This is a genomic window from Nocardioides korecus (assembly GCF_054778395.1).
The window spans coordinates 319,987-342,173 of the sequence record NZ_BAAGZO010000006.1; the positions used below are offsets into that span (position 1 = coordinate 319,987).

Annotated in this window: 19 protein-coding genes and 2 tRNA genes; 16 read left to right on the plus strand and 5 right to left on the minus strand. The window is 73.6% G+C overall.

Annotated elements, in window-relative coordinates:
• The first annotated feature begins 99 nt into the window (after nucleotides 1–99).
• The 3 genes from ACYVDA_RS14190 (at nucleotide 100) to ACYVDA_RS14200 (ending at nucleotide 5,375) form a co-directional block, all read left to right on the plus strand.
• Nucleotides 100–2,040, plus strand: coding sequence for a S53 family peptidase (locus ACYVDA_RS14190; RefSeq protein WP_460819040.1), 1,941 nt, complete (start codon nucleotides 100–102; stop codon nucleotides 2,038–2,040).
• Nucleotides 2,041–2,378: 338 nt separating this feature from the next.
• Nucleotides 2,379–3,950: a citramalate synthase gene (gene cimA / locus ACYVDA_RS14195; RefSeq protein ID WP_460819042.1), complete on the plus strand. Its 1,572-nt coding sequence runs from the start codon at nucleotides 2,379–2,381 to the stop codon at nucleotides 3,948–3,950.
• Nucleotides 3,951–3,977: 27 nt separating this feature from the next.
• On the plus strand, nucleotides 3,978–5,375 hold the full coding sequence (locus ACYVDA_RS14200) for an amidase (protein ID WP_460819043.1): 1,398 nt from the start codon (nucleotides 3,978–3,980) through the stop codon (nucleotides 5,373–5,375).
• Nucleotides 5,376–5,382: 7 nt separating this feature from the next.
• Here ACYVDA_RS14200 and ACYVDA_RS14205 read toward each other — a convergent pair whose 3' ends face one another.
• Nucleotides 5,383–5,658 (minus strand): DUF2087 domain-containing protein, encoded by a 276-nt coding sequence (locus tag ACYVDA_RS14205; protein WP_460819044.1) that lies wholly within the window; start codon nucleotides 5,656–5,658, stop codon nucleotides 5,383–5,385.
• A gap of 284 nt (nucleotides 5,659–5,942) precedes the next feature.
• The gene (locus ACYVDA_RS14210; protein ID WP_460819045.1) at nucleotides 5,943–6,812 is read right to left on the minus strand and encodes a 3-methyladenine DNA glycosylase; all 870 of its coding nucleotides are present in this window, start codon (nucleotides 6,810–6,812) and stop codon (nucleotides 5,943–5,945) included.
• Between the two features lie 58 nt (nucleotides 6,813–6,870).
• Here ACYVDA_RS14210 and ACYVDA_RS14215 point away from each other — a divergent pair, with 58 nt between their 5' ends.
• The 8 genes from ACYVDA_RS14215 (at nucleotide 6,871) to ACYVDA_RS14250 (ending at nucleotide 13,859) form a co-directional block, all read left to right on the plus strand.
• Nucleotides 6,871–7,671, plus strand: coding sequence for a fumarylacetoacetate hydrolase family protein (locus ACYVDA_RS14215; protein WP_460819046.1), 801 nt, complete (start codon nucleotides 6,871–6,873; stop codon nucleotides 7,669–7,671).
• The gene (gene gltX, locus ACYVDA_RS14220) at nucleotides 7,664–9,205 is read left to right on the plus strand and encodes a glutamate--tRNA ligase (RefSeq protein ID WP_460819047.1); all 1,542 of its coding nucleotides are present in this window, start codon (nucleotides 7,664–7,666) and stop codon (nucleotides 9,203–9,205) included. The genes ACYVDA_RS14215 and gltX overlap by 8 nt, the downstream gene beginning before the upstream one ends.
• A gap of 1 nt (nucleotide 9,206) precedes the next feature.
• Nucleotides 9,207–10,250: a lysostaphin resistance A-like protein gene (locus ACYVDA_RS14225; RefSeq protein WP_460819048.1), complete on the plus strand. Its 1,044-nt coding sequence runs from the start codon at nucleotides 9,207–9,209 to the stop codon at nucleotides 10,248–10,250.
• Between the two features lie 122 nt (nucleotides 10,251–10,372).
• A tRNA-Gln gene (locus ACYVDA_RS14230) sits at nucleotides 10,373–10,444 on the plus strand.
• A 112-nt stretch (nucleotides 10,445–10,556) separates the two neighbouring features.
• Nucleotides 10,557–10,632: transfer RNA gene (locus ACYVDA_RS14235), tRNA-Glu, on the plus strand.
• Nucleotides 10,633–10,757: 125 nt separating this feature from the next.
• Nucleotides 10,758–12,299, plus strand: a complete 1,542-nt coding sequence (locus ACYVDA_RS14240) for an AlkA N-terminal domain-containing protein (protein ID WP_460819049.1) — start codon at nucleotides 10,758–10,760, stop codon at nucleotides 12,297–12,299.
• On the plus strand, nucleotides 12,296–12,856 hold the full coding sequence (locus ACYVDA_RS14245) for a methylated-DNA--[protein]-cysteine S-methyltransferase (protein ID WP_460819050.1): 561 nt from the start codon (nucleotides 12,296–12,298) through the stop codon (nucleotides 12,854–12,856). Before ACYVDA_RS14240 ends, ACYVDA_RS14245 begins: the two co-directional genes overlap by 4 nt.
• A 31-nt stretch (nucleotides 12,857–12,887) precedes the next feature.
• Nucleotides 12,888–13,859, plus strand: coding sequence for a cation diffusion facilitator family transporter (locus ACYVDA_RS14250; protein WP_460819051.1), 972 nt, complete (start codon nucleotides 12,888–12,890; stop codon nucleotides 13,857–13,859).
• Nucleotides 13,860–13,892: 33 nt separating this feature from the next.
• On the opposite strand, the gene ACYVDA_RS14255 is transcribed toward ACYVDA_RS14250, so the two are convergent.
• Complete coding sequence (locus ACYVDA_RS14255) at nucleotides 13,893–15,806, minus strand: DUF6752 domain-containing protein (protein WP_460819052.1); 1,914 nt, start codon at nucleotides 15,804–15,806, stop codon at nucleotides 13,893–13,895.
• 36 nt (nucleotides 15,807–15,842) lie between these two features.
• Complete coding sequence (locus ACYVDA_RS14260) at nucleotides 15,843–16,565, minus strand: IclR family transcriptional regulator (RefSeq protein ID WP_460819053.1); 723 nt, start codon at nucleotides 16,563–16,565, stop codon at nucleotides 15,843–15,845.
• Nucleotides 16,566–16,686: 121 nt separating this feature from the next.
• On the opposite strand from ACYVDA_RS14260, the gene leuC reads away from it, so the two are divergent.
• From leuC to ACYVDA_RS14275, 3 genes are all read left to right on the plus strand, one after another.
• Nucleotides 16,687–18,120, plus strand: coding sequence for a 3-isopropylmalate dehydratase large subunit (leuC, locus tag ACYVDA_RS14265; protein ID WP_460819054.1), 1,434 nt, complete (start codon nucleotides 16,687–16,689; stop codon nucleotides 18,118–18,120).
• Between the two features lie 3 nt (nucleotides 18,121–18,123).
• A complete protein-coding gene (leuD, locus tag ACYVDA_RS14270; protein WP_460819055.1) occupies nucleotides 18,124–18,726 on the plus strand; it encodes a 3-isopropylmalate dehydratase small subunit in 603 nt (200 codons plus the stop codon).
• A gap of 128 nt (nucleotides 18,727–18,854) precedes the next feature.
• Nucleotides 18,855–19,589, plus strand: coding sequence for an HU family DNA-binding protein (locus ACYVDA_RS14275; RefSeq protein ID WP_460819056.1), 735 nt, complete (start codon nucleotides 18,855–18,857; stop codon nucleotides 19,587–19,589).
• Between the two features lie 10 nt (nucleotides 19,590–19,599).
• Here ACYVDA_RS14275 and cofC read toward each other — a convergent pair whose 3' ends face one another.
• The gene (gene cofC / locus ACYVDA_RS14280) at nucleotides 19,600–20,250 is read right to left on the minus strand and encodes a 2-phospho-L-lactate guanylyltransferase (RefSeq protein ID WP_460819057.1); all 651 of its coding nucleotides are present in this window, start codon (nucleotides 20,248–20,250) and stop codon (nucleotides 19,600–19,602) included.
• A gap of 161 nt (nucleotides 20,251–20,411) precedes the next feature.
• Here cofC and ACYVDA_RS14285 point away from each other — a divergent pair, with 161 nt between their 5' ends.
• Nucleotides 20,412–21,176, plus strand: coding sequence for a lysophospholipid acyltransferase family protein (locus ACYVDA_RS14285; RefSeq protein ID WP_460819058.1), 765 nt, complete (start codon nucleotides 20,412–20,414; stop codon nucleotides 21,174–21,176).
• 4 nt (nucleotides 21,177–21,180) lie between these two features.
• Nucleotides 21,181–22,182: an NAD(P)H-dependent glycerol-3-phosphate dehydrogenase gene (locus tag ACYVDA_RS14290; RefSeq protein WP_460819059.1), complete on the plus strand. Its 1,002-nt coding sequence runs from the start codon at nucleotides 21,181–21,183 to the stop codon at nucleotides 22,180–22,182.
• Nucleotides 22,183–22,187: the final 5 nt, after the last annotated feature.

Here is a 22,187-nt window from a genome sequence, read left to right on the forward strand (position 1 = left end):
CGCACGACTCGCCGGCGGCGCGGTAGGTGACGACGACAACCACCGGCTGGTAGTCCAGGGGGTGGGGAACACCTCCCCCCACCTCGGAAGGACCCATCCATGTCCCGACTCGGACCTCGCACGCTGCTGGCCGGCCTCGGCGCCGTCGCCCTGTGCGTGCCCCTCGCTGCCGCCGGCACCGCCGCCGCCAGCCCCGGCCCGAACGGCCGTGGCGCCGTCGGCCACGTCCGCCCGCCCTGGGCGACCCCCTCGCGCGCGGTGGGGACGGTCGACCCGTCCACCCGCCTCAGCGTGCGCGTCAGCCTCGCCCCGCAGGACCCCGCCGCCGTCGAGGCCTTCGCCGCCTCGGTGTCGGACCCCGCCAGCCCCGACTACGGCCACTACCTGAGTCCCTCGGCGTACGCCGCGAGGTTCGGGCCCGACGCCTCCGCCGCCAGCCGCGTCACCGGGTTCCTCCAGGGCCAGGGCCTCGACGTCTCCGCGCCGGCCGCCGGTCGCCAGTGGGTGCAGGCCAGCGGCTCGGTGGCCCAGCTGAACCAGGCCTTCGGCACCACCTTGAAGAAGTACTCCTTCGACGGTCGCACCCTGCGCGCCCCGGCCGACGACGTCACCGTCCCCACCGCGGTCGCCTCCGACATCACCACCGTCACCGGCCTGACCACGCCCCAGCTGCGCGCGCCGCGGTCGCAGAAGATCGTCCCGGACACCTCGGCCCAGGGCACCTCGCGGGGCGATGCTCCCGGCGCCACCCGGCCGCCCGCCTCGGATTGCTCGAACTTCTGGGGCGAGCACCAGCAGACCGTGCCCGAGGTCGACGGGCAGACCCGCGTCAACACCTACGAGTGCGGGCTGACCCCGGCGCAGCTGCGCAACGTCTACGGCACCACGGGCGCCGTGCGCTCCGGGAACGACGGGCGCGGCCAGACCGTGGCCATCATCGACGCCTACGCCAACCCCACGATGGAGTCCGACGCCAACCGCTACTCCGCCTCGATGGGGGAGCCGGGGTTCACGTCGGGGCAGTACACCGAGACCGTCTTCCGGCCGTTCAGCCTCCAGGACGAGTGCGGTGGCGAGGACGGCTGGAACGGCGAGGAGGCCCTCGACGTCGAGGCCGTGCACGCGATGGCCCCGGGCGCGAACATCCACTACGTCGGCGCCCGGAACTGCGACACGGGCATCGACGAGGCGGTCAACGACGTGATCACCCACCACACCGCCGACATCGTCAGCAACTCCTACGGCTTCACCGGCGAGGCGGTCGACCCCTCCGAGATCGCCCTGGAGCACAACATGTTCCTGCAGGCCGTGTCCGAGGGCATCGGGTTCTACTTCTCCTCCGGGGACGACGGCGACAACGTCGCCCTCGACGGACTCACGCCGCAGCCCGACTACCCCGCCTCCGACCCGGCGGTGACCGCGGTCGGCGGCACCAGCGAGCTGATCGGTCGCAACGACCAGTCGGTCGGCACCCTCGGGTGGGAGACCTCCCTGGACCGGATCGACTACAGCGGACCGACGGCCGCCTACACCCTGCCCCTGCCGGGTGAGTTCATCGGCGGGGCCGGTGGCGGGCGCAGCACGATCTTCGCCCAGCCGTCCTACCAGCGCGGCACCGTCCCGGGCGCGCTGAGCAACGACCGGGGCCAGCAGGACCGGGTCTCACCCGACGTCGCCGCCGACGCCGACCCCTACACCGGGTTCTACGTCGGCTACACCGGCCAGGGCCCGGCGTACGCCGAGGGCTCGATCGGTGGCACCAGCCTGGCCTGCCCGCTCATCGCCGGCATCCAGGCCGTGGCCCAGCAGGGCCGGCGCACCCCGATCGGCTTCGCCAACCCGCTTCTCTACTCGCTGAAGAAGCAGGCCTTCAACGACGTCACGCCGCAGAAGCGTCCGCTGCACTTCGCCAGCGCGCTGGGCAACTACACCGGCACCTTCGAGACCGGTGACAGCCAGACCACCCGCCCGGGCTACGACGACATCACCGGACGGGGCACGCCCAACGGCGCCACGTTCCTCGCGGGGGAGCGCCGCTGACGCGCAGATGACCGCGTGCGGGACACCAGCACGCGCAACACCTGGGGCGGGACCGGTCGGGGGGCCGGTCCCGTCCCGCGTCCGTGGCGGTGACGGCCGGATGCCGGGACGGACGTACCGAGGGCTGGACAGACGTGGCAGACTCGGCCTCGTGCTGCACCGCGTCATCGTCATCGCCTAGCGCGACGGGCCCGCCCCAGATCCACCGGCCCGCCGCGCCGACCTCTCGTCCCCACGGGAGGTCTTTTTGCTGTCCGGGGCGCCACACCCCGCACCGAACCCGTACCGACCCCGTACCGACCCCGCGCCATCCTGCTCCCGACCCGCCGAGGACCCGCATGACCAGCGACCTGTTCCACGTCTACGACACGACGCTGCGCGACGGCGCCCAGCAGGAGGGGCTCAACCTCTCCGTGGCCGACAAGCTGGCCATCGCCCGCCACGTGGACGGCCTCGGCGTCGGCTTCATCGAGGGCGGGTGGCCCGGCGCCAACCCCAAGGACACCGCGTTCTTCGCCCGTGCCCGCGAGGAGCTGACCCTCCAGCACGCCCAGCTGGCCGCCTTCGGGGCGACCCGGCGCGCCGGGGTGGCCGCCGCCGACGACCCGCTGGTGGCGGCTCTGCGCGACTCCGGCGCGGGGGTGGTGACCCTCGTGGCGAAGTCCCACGACCGCCACGTCGAGCAGGCGCTGCGCACGACCCTGGTCGAGAACCTCGCCATGGTCCGCGACACCGTGGCGCACCTGCGCGCCGAGGGCCAGCGGGTCTTCCTCGACGCCGAGCACTTCTTCGACGGCTACCGCGACAACCGCGACTACGCGCTGGAGGTGCTGCGCACGGCGTTCGAGGCGGGCGCCGACGTGGCCGCCCTGTGCGACACCAACGGCGGCATGCTGCCCACGTGGGTCGGCGACGTCGTCGGCGACGTGGTGGCCAGCACCGGCGGCCGGGTAGGCATCCACTGCCACAACGACACCGGCTGCGCGGTCGCCAACACCCTGGCCGCGGTCGACTCCGGGGCCACCCACGTGCAGGGCACGCTCAACGGCTACGGCGAGCGCACCGGCAACGCCGACCTGGTCACCGTGGTGGCCAACCTCGAGCTCAAGGTCGGCCGCCCCGTCCTGCCGCCCGGCCTGCTCGGCGAGGCCACCCGCGTGGCCCACGCCGTCGCCGACGTCACCAACGTGCCGCCCGCCTCGCGCCAGCCCTACGTGGGCACCAGCGCCTTCGCCCACAAGGCCGGCCTGCACGCCAGCGCGATCAAGGTCGACCCGTTCCTCTACCAGCACATGGACCCCGCGGGCGTCGGCAACGACATGAGGCTGCTGGTCTCCGACATGGCCGGACGGGCCTCGATCGAGCTCAAGGGCCGCGAGCTCGGCTACGAGCTGGAGCCCGAGCTGGTCAAGCGCGTGACGGGCCGGGTCAAGGACCTGGAGGCCCGCGGCTACACCTTCGAGGCGGCCGACGCCTCCTTCGAGCTGCTGCTGGTCGAGGAGGTCGACGGTGTGCGGCCGTCGTACTTCGAGGTCGAGTCGTGGCGGGTGATCACCGAGACCCGTCCCGGCGACGAGGCGCTCTCGGAGGCGACGGTGAAGCTGCGCGCCGGGGGAGCGCGGCTGGTGATCACCGGCGAGGGCAACGGCCCCGTCAACGCCCTGGACCACGCCCTGCGGCAGGCGATCAGCCAGCTCTACCCCGAGATCGTGAAGTTCGAGCTGATCGACTACAAGGTGCGGATCCTGGACCAGGGGCACGGCACCGACGCGATCACCCGGGTCCTGATCGAGACCTCCGACGGCCAGAGCTCCTGGGTCACCGTCGGCGTGGGCCACAACGTCATCGAGGCCTCCTGGATGGCCCTGCTCGACAGCCTCACCTTCGGGTTGCGGCGCCACGACGCGTAGGGGCGCGGCGCGGGTACCGTCGCGCCCATGAGCCAGCTGCACGACCTGACCGCCCTGGAGCAGGGGGCCGCGATCCGGGCGGGGGAGACCTCGAGCGCGGAGCTGGTGGGCCACTACCTGGGGCGCATCGCCGAGCACGGGAGCGCCCTGGGCGCCTTCGTCACCGTGCGCGAGCTGCCCGGGGCGCCCGCCGCCGACGGCCCGCTCGCCGGCGTCCCGACGGCGGTCAAGGACCTGAACCTGACCGCCGGGGTGCCGACGTCCTTCGGGTCCGCGGCGTACGCCGGCTTCGTGCCCGAGGTCGACGACGAGGTCGTCCGCCGGATCGCGGCCGCGGGCATGCCGGTGCTGGGCAAGACCGCGACGCCGGAGTTCGGCTCGCCCTGCTACACCGAGCCCGAGGGCGCGGCGCCGGCCGTCACGCCGTGGGACACCACCCGGATGGCGGGCGGGTCCAGCGGCGGCGCGGGCGCGGCCGTGGCGGCCGGGCTGGTCCCCGTCGCGCAGGGCTCCGACGGCGGCGGCTCGATCCGGATCCCGGCCAGCTGCTGCGGCCTGGTCGGTCTCAAGCCCAGCCGCGGACGGATCTCGCCGGCGCCGATGTACGGCGACCCGGTCGGGCTCTCGACCAACGGCCCGCTGGCCCGCACGGTGCGTGACGCCGCGGCGTTCCTGGACGTGATGGCCGGGCGCGCGGCGGGCGACCCGTTCTGGGCGCCGGAGCCGACCGAGCCGTTCCTCGCCGCCTGCGACCGCGAGCCGGGCCGCCTGCGCGTGGCCCGGTTCGTCGACCCCGTGATCGCCGAGGCCGAGGTCGACCCCGAGTGCCGCGCCGCGTGGGAGGCCGCCAGCGCCCTGCTGGAGTCGCTGGGCCACGACGTCGAGGACGTGCCGGTCCCGCTGGCGCCGAGCGCGGTGGGCGTCTTCGAGACCTGCTGGGCCGTGCTGACCGCGCAGTCGGTGGTGACGCTGAGCGACGAGCAGCGCGCCGTGCTGCGCCCGCTCACGACCTGGCTGGCCGACCGGGCCTCCGGCGTGTCCGGGGCGGAGTTCGGGCTCGCCGTCGGGGCGCTGCGCCGGCTCGCGGCCGGGGCGCTGCAGCAGCTCGCGGCGTACGACGTGGTGCTGACGCCGACGCTGGCCACCCCGCCGCTGCCGGTGGGGGCGATCCGCGACGACGCCGACCCGAGCGCCGACTTCGAGGCCCAGAAGCGGTTCACGCCGTACACCTCGCTGTGGAACCTCACCGGCAGCCCGGCCGTCTCGCTGCCGACCCACTGGACCCCCGAGGGACTGCCGGTCGGCACGATGCTCGCGGCCCGCCCCGGCGACGAGGCCACCCTGCTGTCCCTGGCCGCCCAGGTCGAGCAGGCCCACGCCGACGCCGGCGACGCCTGGAGGGACCGCACCCCGCCCTGCTGGTGAGGCCGCCTCAGGTGGCGACCGTGCCGCCGCTGCGCCAGTAGACCCCGCCCTCGCGACTCATCAGGCCCTCCTCGACCAGGTAGCGGCGCAGGGCCGCGTGGTCGTCGTGGAACCCCGTGAGGACCGCGTCGACCTCGGCCTCGGCGTACCTCCGCCCCGGCTCGAACTCCTGCGCGACGTGGTCGAGCACCAGCAGCCGCTTGCTGCGCTTCGTGGGCATCGTGACCAGCCGCCCGTCCTGCACGAACCGGGCCACGACCTGCTGCTCCTGCGGTGTCGGCACCGCCTCACGGTAGCCGCGGCCCCGGCCTGCTCCCCAGCGGTTTTCCGGGCCGCCGCGGGCGGCAGGCGCAGGGGCAGGCCGGGGCCCACGGGTCAGCCGGGGCGTCCGGGTCAGCCGTGGGGTCTGCAAATGTTGCTCGTGGTTCCGAGGCCTCGCTCGGAGACCCAGGTCCGAGCCACATAGGCATCGCTTTCACGTGGGAATGTGGTTGGCGTGACGGGCCGGCCCTCCCAGCCGACGCACGAGCCACATTTGCAGGCCGGGGCGCCCCCGGGGCGTCCGGGTCAGGCGGCGGCGAGGAGCCGGTCGCACTCCTCGACCAGGCGGGCGCGCAGGGGGGCGCCGCGGTCGGCGAACGCGCGCTGCGCCGCGGCGTACTCCTGGCGGCCCTCGGGGGTCTCGATCCGGACGGGGGAGAACCCCAGCCCCGAGAAGTCGTACGGCGACGCGCGCATGTCGAGCTCGCGGATGTCCCAGGCCAGCGCGAAGCAGTCGGCGACCAGCTCCGAGGGCACCAGCGGGGTCAGCCGGAACGCGTGCTTGTAGAGGTCCATCCCCGCGTGCAGGCACCCCGGCTGCTCGAAGTCGGCGCGGTCGTCGCGACCCGGGCTGAGCCGGTTGAGCGGAGCCGCCGAGGGGGTGAAGAAGCGGAACGCGTCGAAGTGCGAGCAGGTGATCCGGCTCGCCTCCACGACCGCGTCGGTGCCCGGCCCGCCCAGGCGCAGCGGCCAGTCGTGGCGCAGCACCCCGTCCCCGTCGGTCCCGGTCGGCGCCGAGCGGTGCACCATCGCCCACTCGTGCAGCCCGAAGCACCCCAGCGTCGGCGGCCGCCCGGCCGTCGCCGCCAGCAGCCGTCGGCTCGCCTCCAGGAGCGGCACCCGACCCCGCAGGTGCGCGGTGGTGACGGTCGCGACGCCGTCGTGCTCGGCGTACCCCCGCTGGTCGGCGTGCTCAGGGGCCTCGAGCAGCCCGACGCCGAACCCGGGGTGCCACCGGCGCAGGCCGGCGGGGCGCTGGGAGTAGTAGGTGAAGAGGAAGTCCTCGACCGGGTGCTTCTCGCCCCGGGCACGGCGCTCGAGGAAGGGCTGCACCCACACGTCGACGCGGGCCGCGTGCGCCTGCGCCCGCGGTCGCCACTGCTGCGGGGTGAGCATCTCCACAGGCGACCACGCTAGTTCGTGGCCCGGGCGCCGTGCTCGGTAGGCTCACGCGGTGCGCATAGCGAGGTTCACCACGGGTGACGACCCCCGGTTCGGCATCGTCACCGGCGACATCGACGACTTCGGCATTCCCGACGAGGGGTCGGTGGTGACGGCGCTCGCCGGCGACCCGCTCTACGTCGGGCTCCAGCCGACCGACGAGCAGGTGCGGCTGGCCGACGTCCGGCTGCTCAGCCCGGTCCTGCCGCGGAGCAAGGTCGTGGGGATCGGCAAGAACTACGCCGCCCACGCGGCCGAGATGGGCGGGGAGGTGCCCGACGAGCCGTTGATGTTCCTCAAGCCCAACACCAGCGTGGTCGGGCCCGGCGACCCGGTCTTCTACCCCCGGCAGAGCAGCAACGTGCACTACGAGGGCGAGCTCGCCGTCGTCATCGGCCGGATCTGCCGCGACGTCCCGGCAGAGAAGTGGAAGGACGTCGTGCACGGCTTCACCGTCGCCAACGACGTCACCGCCCGCGACCTGCAGAAGAAGGACGGGCAGTTCACCCGGGCCAAGGGGTTCGACTCCTTCTGCCCGCTGGGGCCGTGGATCGAGACCGACCTCGACGTCAGCGACCTGCGCGTGCAGACCTTCCTCAACGGCGAGGTCAAGCAGGACGGCCGCACCTCCGACCTGATCTTCGACGTCCCCACGCTCATCGCCCACGTCACCAGCGTGATGACGCTGCTGCCCGGCGACGTGATCCTCACCGGCACCCCCGAGGGTGTCGGTCCCATGAACGTCGGTGACGAGGTCGAGATCTCGATCCAGGGCATCGGCAACCTGACCAACAAGGTGGTGTCGCGTGACTGAGGTCCCGACCAGCTCGACCTCCCCCGTCCGCGTGCGGTTCTGCCCGTCCCCGACCGGCTCGCCGCACGTCGGCTTCGCCCGCACGGCCCTCTACAACTGGGCGTTCGCCCGCCACCACGGCGGCACCTTCGTCTTCCGCATCGAGGACACCGACAAGGCCCGCAGCACCCAGGAGTCCTACGACGGCATGCTCGGCGCCATGCGCTGGCTGGGCCTGGACTGGGACGAGGGCCCCGAGGTGGGCGGCGAGCTCGGCCCCTACCGCCAGTCCGAGCGGGGCGAGATCTACCGCGACGTGCTGGAGCGGCTGGCCGGGTCGGCGTACACCTACGACTGCTTCTGCACCACCGAGGAGGTCGATGCGCGTCGCAAGGCGGCCGGCTCCAAGGTGATGGGGTACGACGGCTTCTGCCGCGAGCTCGGCGCCGACCAGCGGGCCGCGTTCGAGGCCGAGGGCCGGCGTCCCGTGGTCCGGTTCCGGATGCCCGACGGCCAGGTCGGCTGGACCGACCTCGTCCGCGGCGACATCACCTTCGACACCGTCAACGTGCCCGACTTCGCGCTGTGCCGCGCCAACGGCGACCCGCTCTACACCCTGGTCAACCCGGTCGACGACGCCCTGATGGGGATCACCCACGTGCTCCGCGGCGAGGACCTGCTCTCCAGCACCCCGCGCCAGCTGCCGCTGCACCGCGCGCTGGTCGACCTCGGGATCAGCACGCAGGTGCCGGAGTTCGGCCACCTGTCGCTGATCACCGGCGAGGGCAGCAAGAAGCTCTCCAAGCGCGACCCGCAGGCCCACCTGTTCGGCTACCGCGACGACGGGTTCCTGCCCGAGGGTCTCGAGAACTACCTGGCCCTGCTGGGCTGGTCGATCGCGGAGGACCGCGACGTGTTCACCCGCGAGGAGATGGTCGCGGCCTTCGAGATCAGCCGGGTCAACCCCCAGCCGGCGCGCTTCGACGTGAAGAAGGCCGAGGCGATCAACGCCGCCCACATGCGGATGCTGACCCTGGAGGACATGACCGAGCGCGTCACCCCGCACCTGCAGGCCGCGGGCGTGCTCTCCGACCCGGTCACCCCCGACGAGGCCTCGCTGCTCAACCTGGCGATGCCGCTGGTGCACGAGCGCATCAACAAGCTCACCGACGCGGCCCCGATGCTGGCGTTCCTGTTCACCGACACCCCGGCCTACGACGAGGCCGACGTGGCGAAGATCCTGGACGCGCCCGGCCTCGAGGTCGTCGCCGGGGCCCGCGAGGCCCTGGCCGGTGTGGAGACGTGGACCACCGAGGCGATCGAGGGCGCCCTGCGCGAGCAGCTCGTCGAGCAGATGGGCCTCAAGCCGCGCCTGGCCTTCGGTCCCGTGCGCGTCGCGATCACCGGTCGCAAGGTCTCCCCGCCGCTGTTCGAGTCGCTGGAGATCCTGGGCCGCGAGGAGTCGCTGGGCCGGCTGGACACCGCCGTCGAGGTGGCGCACGCCCAGAACGGCGCCCCCGGCGGCCAGGACGGCACGACGGGCGCGGAGGCCTGAGATGACCCAGCCGCCCCCGGGCCCCCCGCCGTACGCCGCTCCGGGTGGCCCCGGGGCGCCCGGGGGCCCGGCCGGACCGGCCGCCCGGGGACCCTCCGGGCCGCCGCCGCACGGGCCGGTCGAGCCGCTGGACCCGACCAGCTACCCCCTCGTGCTCCGCACGCCCACCTACGCCTGGTGGAAGCCGGTGGTCGGGGCGCTCTCGATGGGGGTGGGCTTCTTCCTGCTGCCCTACCTGGTGCTGCCCGTGCTCGCGGTCGGCGTCGCGCTGGAGGACCTGGCCGGCATGGGCGAGCGCGGCGGCAGCTTCGGCCAGCGGCTGATCGACGCCGCGTCCGTGCGCACCGTGACGCCGGCCTCGATGCTGTTCCTGAACCTCTCCCTGGCCGGCCTGACCCTGCTGGCGATGCTGCTCGTGCGGGTGCTCCACGGGGTGTCGCCGCGGTGGCTGGCCAGCATCCGGCCGGGCATCCGCTGGCGCTTCCTGGCGGTCTGCTTCGGCCTGTCGGTGGTGGCGATCCTGGCCGCGCTGGTCGTCGGCAGCCTGCTGCCGCAGGACCCCAACGACGTGAGCGGCGGCCCGAGGCACGCCACGGCCACCCTGGTCGCGATCGGCGTCGTGGTGCTGCTCACGACCCCGTTCCAGGCCCTGGGGGAGGAGTACGCCTTCCGCGGCTACCTGCTCCAGGCCGCGGGCGCCCTGACCCGCTCACGGGTGCTGGCCGTGGTGCTGACCTCGCTGCTGTTCGCGCTTGCCCACGGGGTGCAGAACGCGCCGCTGTTCGTCGACCGGCTGGCCTTCGGGCTGATGGCCGGGCTCGTGGTGGTCGAGGTCGGGGGACTGGAGGCCGGCATCGCCCTGCACGTCATGAACAACATCGTGGCGTTCGGGCTGGCGCTCTTCTTCGGCGACATCACCGCCGTCCTGAAGGTCACCGAGGCGTCCTGGTGGCAGGTCCCGGTGACGGTGACGCAGAACGGTCTCTACCTGGTGATGGTGCTGCTCGTGGCTCGTCGCACGGGTCTGCTGAAGCCCCGCGTGTGAGCCACCTCGCACCGTCGTCCTCGTCACAGGGGCCCGATTGGTGGCCCCTGCACCATGTGTGTATTCTCGTCCCTCGGTTCGCCTCTTCGGTCCGCAAGGCCCACGGAGACGATCCGAACCCATGGGGTATGGGGTAATTGGCAGCCCGACTGGTTCTGGTCCAGTTAGTCTAGGTTCGAGTCCTAGTACCCCAGCGAGCAGTCGATTTGGCCCCGTCCGAGCACCGAGGATAGAGTCCGATCCGCTCGGTGCAGCACGATCCGCACCAGGTACCACGCTCCACCAGCACCATCACGTTCGATCTAGGCCCCCGTTGTGTAGTGGCCTAGCACGCCGCCCTCTCAAGGCGGTAGCGCGGGTTCGAATCCCGTCGGGGGTACCACCACCCAGCAGCCCGGCTCCTCACGCGAGGAGCCGGGCTGCTGTCGTTCTCGGTCCGCCGGGCGCCGCAGCGCTGCGTCCGATTCCCGCTAGGAGGCGGTGGTGGCACCGGGCAGACTGGGTGACGTGGAACCTCTCGACGCCGACGCCTGCTACCGGGCCGTGAAGGGCCGGGACCGCCGCTTCGACGGCGTGTTCTACACCGGCGTGAGCAGCACCGGGATCTACTGCCGGCCCTCCTGCCCAGCCACCACCCCGCGCCGCGACCACGTCGCCTTCTTCCCCACGGCCGCCGGCGCCCAGGCCGCCGGCTTCCGGGCCTGCCGGCGCTGCCTGCCCGACGCGACCCCCGGCTCGCCGCAGTGGGACGTGAGCGCCGACGCCGCCGCCCGGGCCATGCGCCTGGTCGCCGACGGTGTGGTCGAGCGCGAGGGGGTCGAGGGCCTGGCCGACCGCGTCGGCTACTCCACCCGTCAGCTCCACCGCGTCCTGCACCGGGAGTACGCCGCCGGCCCGCTCGCCCTGGCCCGGTCCCGCCGCGCCCAGACCGCGCGCGTGCTGATCGAGACCACTGCGGCCAGCTTCGCCGACGTCGCGTTCGCGGCCGGGTTCGCCAGCGTGCGGCAGTTCAACGACACCGTCCGCGAGGTCTACGCCACGACGCCCACGCAGCTGCGCGCCCGGGCCTCGGGCCGGGTCGCGGCCGGGTCGCCCGACCCGGCCGCGACCGTCCGGACCCGGATCGCGGTGCGCGAGCCGTTCGCGGCCGAGGACCTGCTCCACTTCCTGGCCGTGCACGTGATCGACGGCCTCGAGGCGACCGGGCCGGGGTGGTACGAGCGCGCCGTGCGGCTGCCGCACGGACCCGGCGTCGTCCGGGTGCACCTGGGGGACCGGACGCCCGGCTTCGTGCCGTGCACCCTCACCCTGGCCGACGCCCGCGACCTCGCCCCCGCCCTGGAGCGGACCCGGCGGCTGCTCGACGCCGACGCCGACCCGGTGGCGGTCGACGGGGCGCTGGCCGAGGACGACGTGCTGGCACGCCTGGTCGCGGACCGCCCGGGGCTCCGGGTCCCGGGCCAGCTGGACGGCGCCGAGGTCGCGGTGCAGACGGTCCTGGGGCAGCAGGTCAGCCTGGCCTCGGCCCGCACCGCCACGGCGCGGCTGGTGGCCGCCCACGGGGACCCGCTCGAGCTGGCCGGCGACCACCTGGTCAGCCGGCTGTTCCCCACCCCCGAGCGGCTGGCCGCCATCGACCCCGAGGACCCCGACGCGCTGCGGATGCCCCGGGCGCGAGCACGGGCGGTGACGACCCTGGCGCGCGCCCTGGCCGACGGCGTCGTGCAGCTCGACCGCGGGGCCGACCGGGCCGAGACCCGCGCCGCGATGCTCGGTCTGCGCGGCATCGGGCCCTGGACGGCCGACTACGTCGCGATGCGTGCCCTGGGCGACCCGGACGCGTTCCTGCCGACCGACATCGGCGTGCGCAACGCCGGTCGCGACCTCGGCCTGGGCGAGCTGCCCGACGTGGTGGCCCGCAGCGCGGCGTGGCGGCCGTGGCGCTCCTACGCCCTGCTGCGGTTGTGGTCGGTGGTCTTGGACCGCACGCCCGCCCCGCCCCTCACGACCCCGACGACGCACCCCTCCGAGACACCGGGAGCACCATGAGCCAGCCGATCCCCACCACCTCCGCGGCGGCCGTGCCGCCCGTCCCCGCCGCGCCCGTCTGGACGGTCGTGGACTCCCCGATCGGCGAGCTCCGGCTGGTCGCGGACGACGGCGCCCTGGTGGCCGTCGACTTCAGCCCCTTCGAGCCGACCGACGCCCGGGTGGCCGCGGGGGAGCGGCGCGACGACGAGCCGGTCCTGGTGCGCACGCGCGAGCAGCTCGCGGCGTACTTCGACCGGCGGCTGACCGACTTCGACCTGCCCCTGGCCCCGCGGGGCACCGAGTTCCAGCGCCGGGTGTGGGACCAGCTGCTCACCGTGGGTCACGGCAGCACCGCGTCGTACGGCGAGGTCGCGCGGGCCCTGGGCATGACCAACGCCGCGTCGCGCGCCGTCGGCCTGGCCAACGCCCGCAACCCGATCCCGGTGGTGATCCCGTGCCACCGGGTGGTCGGCGCCGACGGCACCCTCACGGGGTACGCCGGGGGCTTGCGCCGCAAGCAGCTCCTGCTCGACCTCGAGCAACCCGAGCAGCCGGCGCAGGAGGGTCTCTTCTAGCCCCCCTGGACGGCCCTGGGAGGGTGGGGCCATGGGAGAGCAGAAGACGAGCCGGGACGCCGGCCAGGAGTCGGGTCAGAAGTCCGGGGGTGACGAGTCCACGGGCACCGTCCTGCTGGCCGGGAGCGCGAACCTCGCGATCGCCGTCGCCAAGCTGGTCGGGGGTCTGGTCTCGGGGTCCACCGCGATGCTGGCCGAGGCCGCGCACTCCTTCGCCGACACCCTCAACCAGGTGTTCCTGATGGCGGCGCTGAAGCGGAGCAAGAAGCCGGCCGACGCCCAGCACCCGTTCGGCTACGGCATGGAGCGCTACTTCTGGTCGCTGATCGCGGCCGTCGGCATCTTCGTGCTCGGGGCCGGCTACTCGATCTACGAGGGCATCACCTCGGTGATCCACTCCGAGCCCCTGCACGGCCTGCTGATCTCCTACGTGGTCCTCGGGGTCAGCTTCCTCTTCGAGGGCGCCTCCTGGCTCAAGGCGGTGCGCCAGCTCAAGGGCGAGGCCGAGGAGCAGGGCCGTGGGGTGCTCGAGCACCTCAAGATCACGCCCGACCCGACCGCCAAGACGGTGGCGTTCGAGGACAGCGCGGCCCTGATCGGCATCGTGCTGGCCGCGGTCGGCATCACGCTGCACCACTACACCGACCAGGGCTTCTGGGACGGCGCCGCATCGATCCTGATCGGCCTGCTGCTCGTCGTGGTCGCCTACGCCCTGGGCCAGCAGAACAAGAGCGCCCTGATCGGGGAGTCCCTGACCCCCGAGGCGGAGCGCTCCATCCGCGGCATCATCGACGACTCGCCGGGCGTGGACTCGGTCGTCGAGCTGCTCACGATGCGGCTCTCGCCCGACGAGGTGCTGGTCGCCGCGCGGGTCGACCTCGACGACCACGCCGAGGTCAACGAGCTCGAGCTGGCCGCCGACGAGGTCGAGCGGCGGCTGAAGGAGCAGCACCCCGAGGTGCGCCACGTGTTCCTCGACCCCACCGACGTCCGGCAGGCCTAGCGCCCCGGCCCCGGGGCCGGCCAGCGGGCCCTCCTAGGGGGCCAGCGTGGTGCGCCGGTAGTCCTCGAGCAGCTGCCGCGCCGCCTCCTCGTCACGGTCGGCCAGCGGCACGAGCAGCTCGGCCACCACGTCGGTGAGCTCGGCGACCCGGCGGTTGAGCCGGCGGTTCTCCTGCACCGAGGCCTCGAGGTCGGTGAGCCGTGCCCGCAGGCGGCGCAGCCGGGTGGTCAGGCCGGGGGTCTTCTCGTCGTTCCCCGGGGCCTCGCTGATGACGTCCTCGAACACGGTTCCTCCTCCTGCGGCGGCGCCGTCGGCGCCCGTCCTGCTGCTGGTCGTGGTGCCGGTCGTGGTGCCGGTCGCCGCGGCGGCCCGGGTGGTGGTCGCGGCCCGGCGCGCCCGGGCGCGGCCGGAGGTCCAGCGCACCTCCAGACGGGCGACGGCCGGGTCGGGACGGCCGAAGAAGTCCTCGCCCTCCCCGACCTCCCGGCGCACGACCTCACCGCCCGACCGGGTGATCTCCGAGACCACCCGGTCGACGTCGAGGCGCTGCACGAGTCCCTCGACGCAGGCCACCTCCAGGCCGGGCGCGGTGGCCGCGAGCTCCAGGTGCAGGGCCCCGCCGCGGCGCAGGGCCATCGAGCACAGCAGCCAGAGGTTGTCGCGACCGTCCTGGTCCAGGCAGCCGACCAGGCCGCGGGCGTAGAGCTGGGGAGCCTGCGGGAGCCGGGCGAGCTCGGCCCCGGCCAGGAGGGTGCCGCGCAGGTCGTTCAGCGGCAGCACGCGGACCTGCGTGCGGTCGCCGCCCGAGCGGTGCAGGCGGGTGCCGGTGTGGTGGACGGCGGCGCCGGAGTAGTCGTAGGCGAGGACGTCGTGGCCCTCGCGGGCGAAGGCCGCGGCGTCGCGGCCGGTCCCGGGGCCGATGTCGACCACGACGGCGTCCGGCGCGATCCGGGTCAGCACCTCGGCGCAGAAGGGGGAGCGCTCCCGGGGCACCTCGCGGCGGCGGCGACGCAGGATGTCGTTCCACTCCAGGAGGTCGGTCCGCACGCCGCGCGTCCACCCGTCGAGGCGGCGTACGCCGGGGGCGGGGTCGACGTTCTGGAAGGACGGGTCCGGCACCCGCCAGCCGGGGCCGTAGAGGAACTCCAGGACGGCCTCGGGGTCGGCCGGCGCGGCCAGCTCGACCCCCTCGAGGGTGACCGTCGACAGCGGCAGCAGGGCCGAGCGCGGCAGCGAGCCGCTGCGGGCGCCGAGCTGGTAGAAGGTGTCGCCCACGTGGAAGGCACCGAAGACGTCGATCTGCACCGGCGCCCCCTCGGGCACGGGCAGGAACAGCTTGAGGTCGGCCGCCGACATCCGCACCACCTTCCAGCCCAGGCGGCGCATCTCGCGCTCCATCCGGTAGGACTCGCGGACCACGTCGACCGGGTGGGTGTGGCGGCTGAGGTAGGCCAGGTCGGAGTCGGTGTCGTGCCCGATCATCCGCCCGTCGCGGACCGCCCCGAGCAGGGCGCCGTAGCTGACGTGGGCCTCGAAGCCGAGCCCGCGGAGGTCCGCGATCGCCTGGGCCGAGCCCTCGGCGACCCGGCGACGCACCTCGGGGCCGGTCTCGGCGAAGGTGCGGGTCAGGTGGCCGGCCCGGTCCACGGCGAGCGGGTCGCCGTGGCGGTCCACGAGCTCCAGGCGCTCCTCGGCGGTGCCGAAGGCCACCTCCTCGTCGAGGTGGACCCGGTCGCCGTCGGGGCTGCTCAGCCGCACCCGGGTGCGACCGTCGAGGCGCTCGGTGAGGACCGGCGGCCAGGGGACCGTCCACCCGGACCGGTCACGTCGTCCGTCCCGCTGCGGGGAGAAGGACCAGACGTACTGGTCGTCGAAGTGGACCACCACCGGACCCTCGACACCCGCGTCGACCCGGACGTGGTCGTCGGTGACGCGGGCGGTGGGCACGGGACACCCTACGACGGGGGTCCCGCGCTCGCGCGGCTACTCGGCGGCTGCGCGTCGCAGCGACTCCGAGAGCCGCTCGGCGGCCGCGAGCACCGCGGGGGCGTGCATCCGGCCCGGCTGGCGGGACAGGCGCTCGAGGGGGCCCGAGACCGACACCGCGGCGATGATCTTGCCGCTGGGGGAGCGCACCGGGGCCGAGACCGAGGCCACGCCCTGCTCGCGCTCGCCGATCGACTGGGCCCAGCCGCGGCGGCGGATGCCGGCCAGCGCCGTGGCGGAGTACGCCGCGTTCTGCAGGCCGCGGTGCATCCGCTCGGGGTCCTCCCACGCCAGCAGCACCTGGGCGGCAGAGCCGGCCCGCATGGTCAGCTGCGAGCCCACGGGGATGGTGTCGCGCAGGCCGCTGGGGCGCTCGGCGGCGGCCACGCAGACGCGGTGCTCACCCTGGCGGCGCCACAGCTGGGCCGACTCGCCGGTGATGTCGCGCAGGCGGGCCAGCACCGGGCCGGCGGTGGCCAGCAGGCGGTCCTCGCCGGCAGCGGCCGAGAGCTCGGCCAGGCGCGGGCCCAGCACGAAGCGGCCCTGCATGTCACGGGCGACCAGACGATGGTGCTCGAGGGCCACGGCCAGGCGGTGCGCCGTGGGGCGCGCCAGTCCGGTCCCGGCGACCAGGCCGGCGAGCGTGGCCGGCCCCGACTCGAGGGCTGCCAGCACGAGGGCGGCCTTGTCGAGGACGCCGACTCCACTTGAGTTGTCCATATAGTAATACTGCCGTCTCGTATCTCGGGACGCAACGTAAGGTGGGTCTCACGCTGCTCGGTCTGGGCCCGGATGGACCCGAGGTGTTCAGCATGTGAAACGAACGAGAAGGAGATAGGTCATGGCCAGCAGGACCCTGTCGGAGAAAGTCTGGGACGAGCACGTCGTCCGCAGCGCCGAAGGTGAGCCCGACCTGCTCTTCATCGACCTCCACCTGATCCACGAGGTGACCTCGCCCCAGGCCTTCGACGGGCTGCGCCTCGCGGGCCGCGGCGTACGCCGTCCGGACCTGACGCTGGCCACCGAGGACCACAACGTCCCCACGATCGACTGGGACAAGCCGATCGCGGACCCGGTGAGCAAGACCCAGGTCGACACCCTGCGCCGCAACGCCGAGGAGTTCGGCGTACGTCTGCACCCGCTCGGCGACGTCGAGCAGGGCATCGTCCACGTCGTCGGTCCGCAGCTGGGCCTGACCCAGCCCGGCATGACCATCGTGTGCGGTGACTCCCACACCTCCACCCACGGCGCCTTCGGGGCGATCGCGTTCGGCATCGGCACCTCCGAGGTCGAGCACGTGCTCGCCACCCAGACCCTGATGCAGGCCAAGCCCAAGACGATGGCCGTGACCGTCAACGGCTCGCTGCCCGCCGGCGTGACCGCCAAGGACCTCGTCCTGACGCTGATCACCCACACCGGCACCGGTGGCGGCCAGGGCTACATCGTCGAGTACCGCGGCCAGGCCATCGAGGAGCTCTCGATGGAGGGCCGGATGACCGTGTGCAACATGAGCATCGAGTGGGGCGCCAAGGCCGGCCTGATCGCCCCCGACCAGACCACCTTCGACTACATCGAGGGTCGTCCCGAGGCGCCCACGGGCGCCGACTGGGACGCCGCGGTCGAGCACTGGTCGAGCCTGCGCACCGACGACGACGCCGTCTTCGACGCCGAGATCGTGCTCGACGCCTCCACCATGACCCCCTTCGTCACCTGGGGCACCAACCCCGGCCAGGGCGTGCCGCTCGGCGGCTCCGTCCCGGACCCGGCCTCCTTCGAGGAGGCCGACGACCGCGTCGCGGCCGAGAACGCCCTGCGCTACATGGCGCTGGAGGCCGGCACCCCGATGCGCGAGGTGAAGGTCGACACCGTCTTCGTCGGGTCGTGCACCAACGGCCGCATCGAGGACCTGCGCCTGGCCGCCGACATCATCAAGGGCCGCACGGTCGACCCCGACACGCGACTGCTCGTCGTCCCCGGCTCGGTGCGCGTGCGCCTCCAGGCCGAGGAGGAGGGCCTCGACGTCGTCTTCAAGGAGGCCGGCGCGGAGTGGCGCGGCGCCGGGTGCTCGATGTGCCTGGGCATGAACTCCGACCAGCTCGCCCCCGGGGAGCGCAGCGCCTCGACCTCCAACCGCAACTTCGAGGGCCGTCAGGGCAAGGGCGGGCGCACCCACCTCGTCTCGATCCCCGTCGCCGCCGCCACCGCCGTGCGCGGCACCCTGTCCTCGCCCGCCGACCTCGCGCCGGTCGCGTCCAGCCAGACCCAGGAGGCCTGAGCCGTGGAGAAGTTCACCACCCACACCGGCGTCGGCGTCCCGCTGCGCCGCAGCAACGTCGACACCGACCAGATCATCCCCGCGGTCTACCTCAAGCGCGTGACCCGCACCGGCTTCGAGGACGGCCTGTTCGCCGCGTGGCGCGGTGACGAGTCCTTCGTGCTCAACCGGCCGGAGTACACGGAAGGCACCGTGCTCGTCGCCGGGCCCGACTTCGGCACCGGCTCGTCGCGCGAGCACGCCGTGTGGGCGCTGCAGAACTACGGCTTCAAGGCCGTGATCAGCTCACGCTTCGCCGACATCTTCCGCGGCAACTCCGGCAAGGCCGGCCTCGTCACCGCCAAGGTCGACGAGAAGGTCGTGCAGCGGCTGTGGGACCACCTCGAGGACCACCCCGGCGCGACGGTCACCGTCGACCTGGAGTCCCGCACGGTCCGGGCGGGTGAGGGTCCCGACGCGATCGAGGACTCCTTCGACATCGACGACTACACCCGCTGGCGCCTGCTCGAGGGCCTCGACGACGTCGGCATCACGCTCTCGCACGCCGACGACATCAGCGCCTTCGAGGCCGCGCGGCCGTCCTGGAAGCCGGTCACGATCCACTGAGGCGGCGCCGCCCGGACCGAGCAGCTGCTCGGGGCTTGGGCGATCCCGTTGTGGCGGCGGTCTCTTGGCCCTAGCGTCGGACCTCGGACGGGCACCCCGCCCGGCCGACGTTCTCGAAAGGGACGCACGTGAACAAGAGCCAGCTCATCGACGCCCTCGCGGCCCGCTACGAGGGCAACCGCAAGGCGGCCGCCCACGCCCTCGACTCCGTGCTCGACACGATCACGCGCGAGGTCGCCAAGGGGGAGAAGGTCGCGATCACGGGGTTCGGCTCCTTCGAGCGACGCGTGCGCGAGGCGCGGTGGGTCCGCAACCCCTCCACCGGGGAGCGGATGCAGTCGGAGAAGAAGACCGTCCCCGCCTTCAAGCCCGGCGCCCAGCTCAAGGACGTCGTCTCCGGCGCGAAGCTGCTCCCGGCCCTGACGCTGGCCGCCGTCGAGAAGGCCGCGCCGTCCGTCGCCCAGCCGGCCATCAAGCGCACGGCCGCCGCCGTCGAGCGCGCGTCGGGCGGGTCGGCGAAGAAGTCCTCGACCACGAAGTCCGCGTCCGGGGGGTCGACCGCGAAGAAGTCCACGGCCAAGAAGTCGACCGCCACGAAGTCGACCGCCGCGAAGTCTCCGGCGAAGAAGTCGTCCGCCACGAAGTCCACCGCGAAGAAGTCGACGGCCACGAAGTCCACCGCGAAGAAGTCGACGGCCACGAAGTCCACCGCGAAGAAGGCTCCGGCGACGACGTCGACCGCCGCCACGAAGTCGACGGCGAAGAAGTCCACCGCCGCGAAGACCCCCGCGAAGAAGTCCTCGACCGCCAAGAAGACCCCGGCGAAGAAGACCTCGACCGCCAAGAAGAGCTCCTCGAGCTGACCTGACCGGGTCAGCGGGGGGCGGCGAGACCCCCGCCGGGCGGTGCCGCGGCCCCCTCGGCTCGCCGGGTGTGGCGGCCCAGCCCGAGGACGCGCGCGGCGTCCAGGTCGGCCCCGGTGTCGACGTCGGCCCGCAGGGTGGGCACGGGCGCCGCGACCGGCCAGGCGCCGGAGGCGAGGTGGAGGTCGGCCGAGCCGGGCCCGAAGCAGGGGGCCAGGTCGACGCCGGGCGGCGCGGCCAGCAGGGTCGTGCCGGTGCCCGCCGCGTCGGCGACGTACCTCCGCCTCGCGGCGTCGTCCTCGGTCGCCGGCAGCTCGCCGAGGGCGGCGGTGAGGTCGGCGGTGACCAGGGCCGGCAGGTCGGCGCACATCGCGGCGACCCCGGTGGTCGGGTCCAGGTCGCGCACCCGTCGGGCCGCACGCAGCAGCGCCCGGTTCAGGTCGCCCTCGCCCTCGTCGGGGAGCCGGACGGCGTGCTCGTCGAGCCCGCTCTCGTCGGTGACGACGTAGACCCGGGCGACCAGCGGGCAGCCGGCCGCGGCCTGCAGGGCATCCAGCGCGAACGCCCGCATGAGCGGCTCGCGACGGTGGCCGGGCTCCAGGCGGGTCTTGGCGCGGGCCAGGGACTTCACCGGCACCAGCAGGGCGTACGTCGGGGACATCCCCCCGATCCTCTCAGGCCGGGCGCCACCTCCCGACGCCCCCCGACGGGCCCGGCCCAGACGTCGTTCCGGGCGCGTCGGGCAGTCCCGCCGGGCGCGGCGTCGCAGTAGGCTCGCGTGCCCCGGGCTCGGCGCAGGACCGGCGGGGGAGGAGGCTCGGGATGGTCAAGGTGAGGGAGCTCCGCGAGAGGCGGGGCTGGGCCTGGACGACGGTCGTGGCGATCGTGAAGCCCACCCTGATGGCGGCCACCCGGCACGAGTGGATCGACGGCGAGAAGATCCCGGCCACCGGCGGCTGCGTCGTCGCGGTCAACCACATCAGCCACCTGGACCCGATGACGCTGGGCTGGTTCCTCTACGAGCACGGCCGGCTGGTGCGCTACCTGGCCAAGGACGCGCTCTTCCGGACCCCGGTGCTCGGCGCCATCGTGCGCGACGCCGGCCAGATCCCGGTCAGGCGGATGAGCGAGGGGGCCGCCTCGGCCTTCGAGGCCGCCGTCGACGCCGTGAGCCGGGGCGAGTGCATCGGGGTCTACCCCGAGGGCACCCTCACCCGCGACCCCGCGGGCTGGCCGATGCGCGGGAAGACCGGCGCGGCCCGGATCGCCCTGACCACCGGCTGCCCGGTGATCCCGGTCGGCCAGTGGGGCGCCCAGGAGATCCTGCCCGCCTACACGGTGCGCCCGCACGTGCTGCCGCGACGCACGGCGTCGTACAAGGTGGGCGACCCCGTCGACCTCTCCGACCTGGCCGGGCGCGAGCTGAGCGCGGAGGTCCTGCGCGAGGCGACCGAGCGGATCATGACCGCGATCACGGCCCTGGTGGAGGACCTGCGGGGCGAGCACGCACCCGACGTACGCTTCGACCCGAAGTCCTCCGGGGTCACCGAGATCGGCAACCCCCACAAGCACCAGAAGAAGAAGTGAGCAGATGACGAAGGTCGCGGTGTTCGGCGCCGGGTCGTGGGGTACGGCATTCAGCCTGGTGCTGGCCGACGCGGGCAACGAGGTCACCATCTGGGGGCGGCGGCCCGAGGTGTGCGAGGCGATCAACGCCACGCACCAGAACGTCGACTACTTCCCCGGCATCGAGCTGCCGACCTCGATCTCGGCGACCCACGACCCCGCGCAGGCCGCGGCGGGCGCGGAGTTCATCGTGTTCGCGATGCCCTCGCAGACCTTCCGGACCAACGTCGCGGAGTGGGGCGACGTGCTGCCCGACGACGCGGTCTTCGTCTCGCTGATGAAGGGCGTCGAGCTGGGCAGCACCAAGCGGATGAGCGAGGTGATCGGCGAGGTCACCGGGGCCGGACCCGAGCGGATCGCGGTGGTCAGCGGCCCCAACCTGGCCCGCGAGATCGCGCTGCGGGAGCCCGCCGCCAGCGTCGTCGCGTGCACCGACGAGGGGGTGGCCCAGCGGCTCCAGCAGGCGGTGCACTCCCGGGCGTTCCGTCCCTACCGCAGCACCGACGTGCTGGGGTGCGAGCTCGGCGGGGCCTACAAGAACGTCGTCGCGCTCTGCGTCGGGATGGCCGTCGGCCTGGGCTTCGGCGACAACACCACGGCCTCGCTGATCACGCGCGGGCTGGCCGAGACCGCCCGCCTGGCCACCAAGCTGGGGGCCGACCCGCTGACCCTGATGGGCCTCGCGGGCCTCGGCGACCTGGTGGCCACCTGCTCCTCGCCGCTCTCGCGCAACCGCACCTTCGGGGAGAAGCTGGGCCAGGGGATGACCACCGAGGAGATCGTGGCCTCGACGCGCCAGGTCGCCGAGGGTGCGAAGTCCTGCGCCTCGATCTTCGACCTGGCCAGCCGGCACGGGGTCGACGCGCCGGTGGCCGAGCACGTCGACGCGGTGGTGCGGGGCGAGATGAGCGCGCGCGACATGATGCACGCGTTCATCGCCCGCGACACCAAGCACGAGCGGGACTAGCGCCC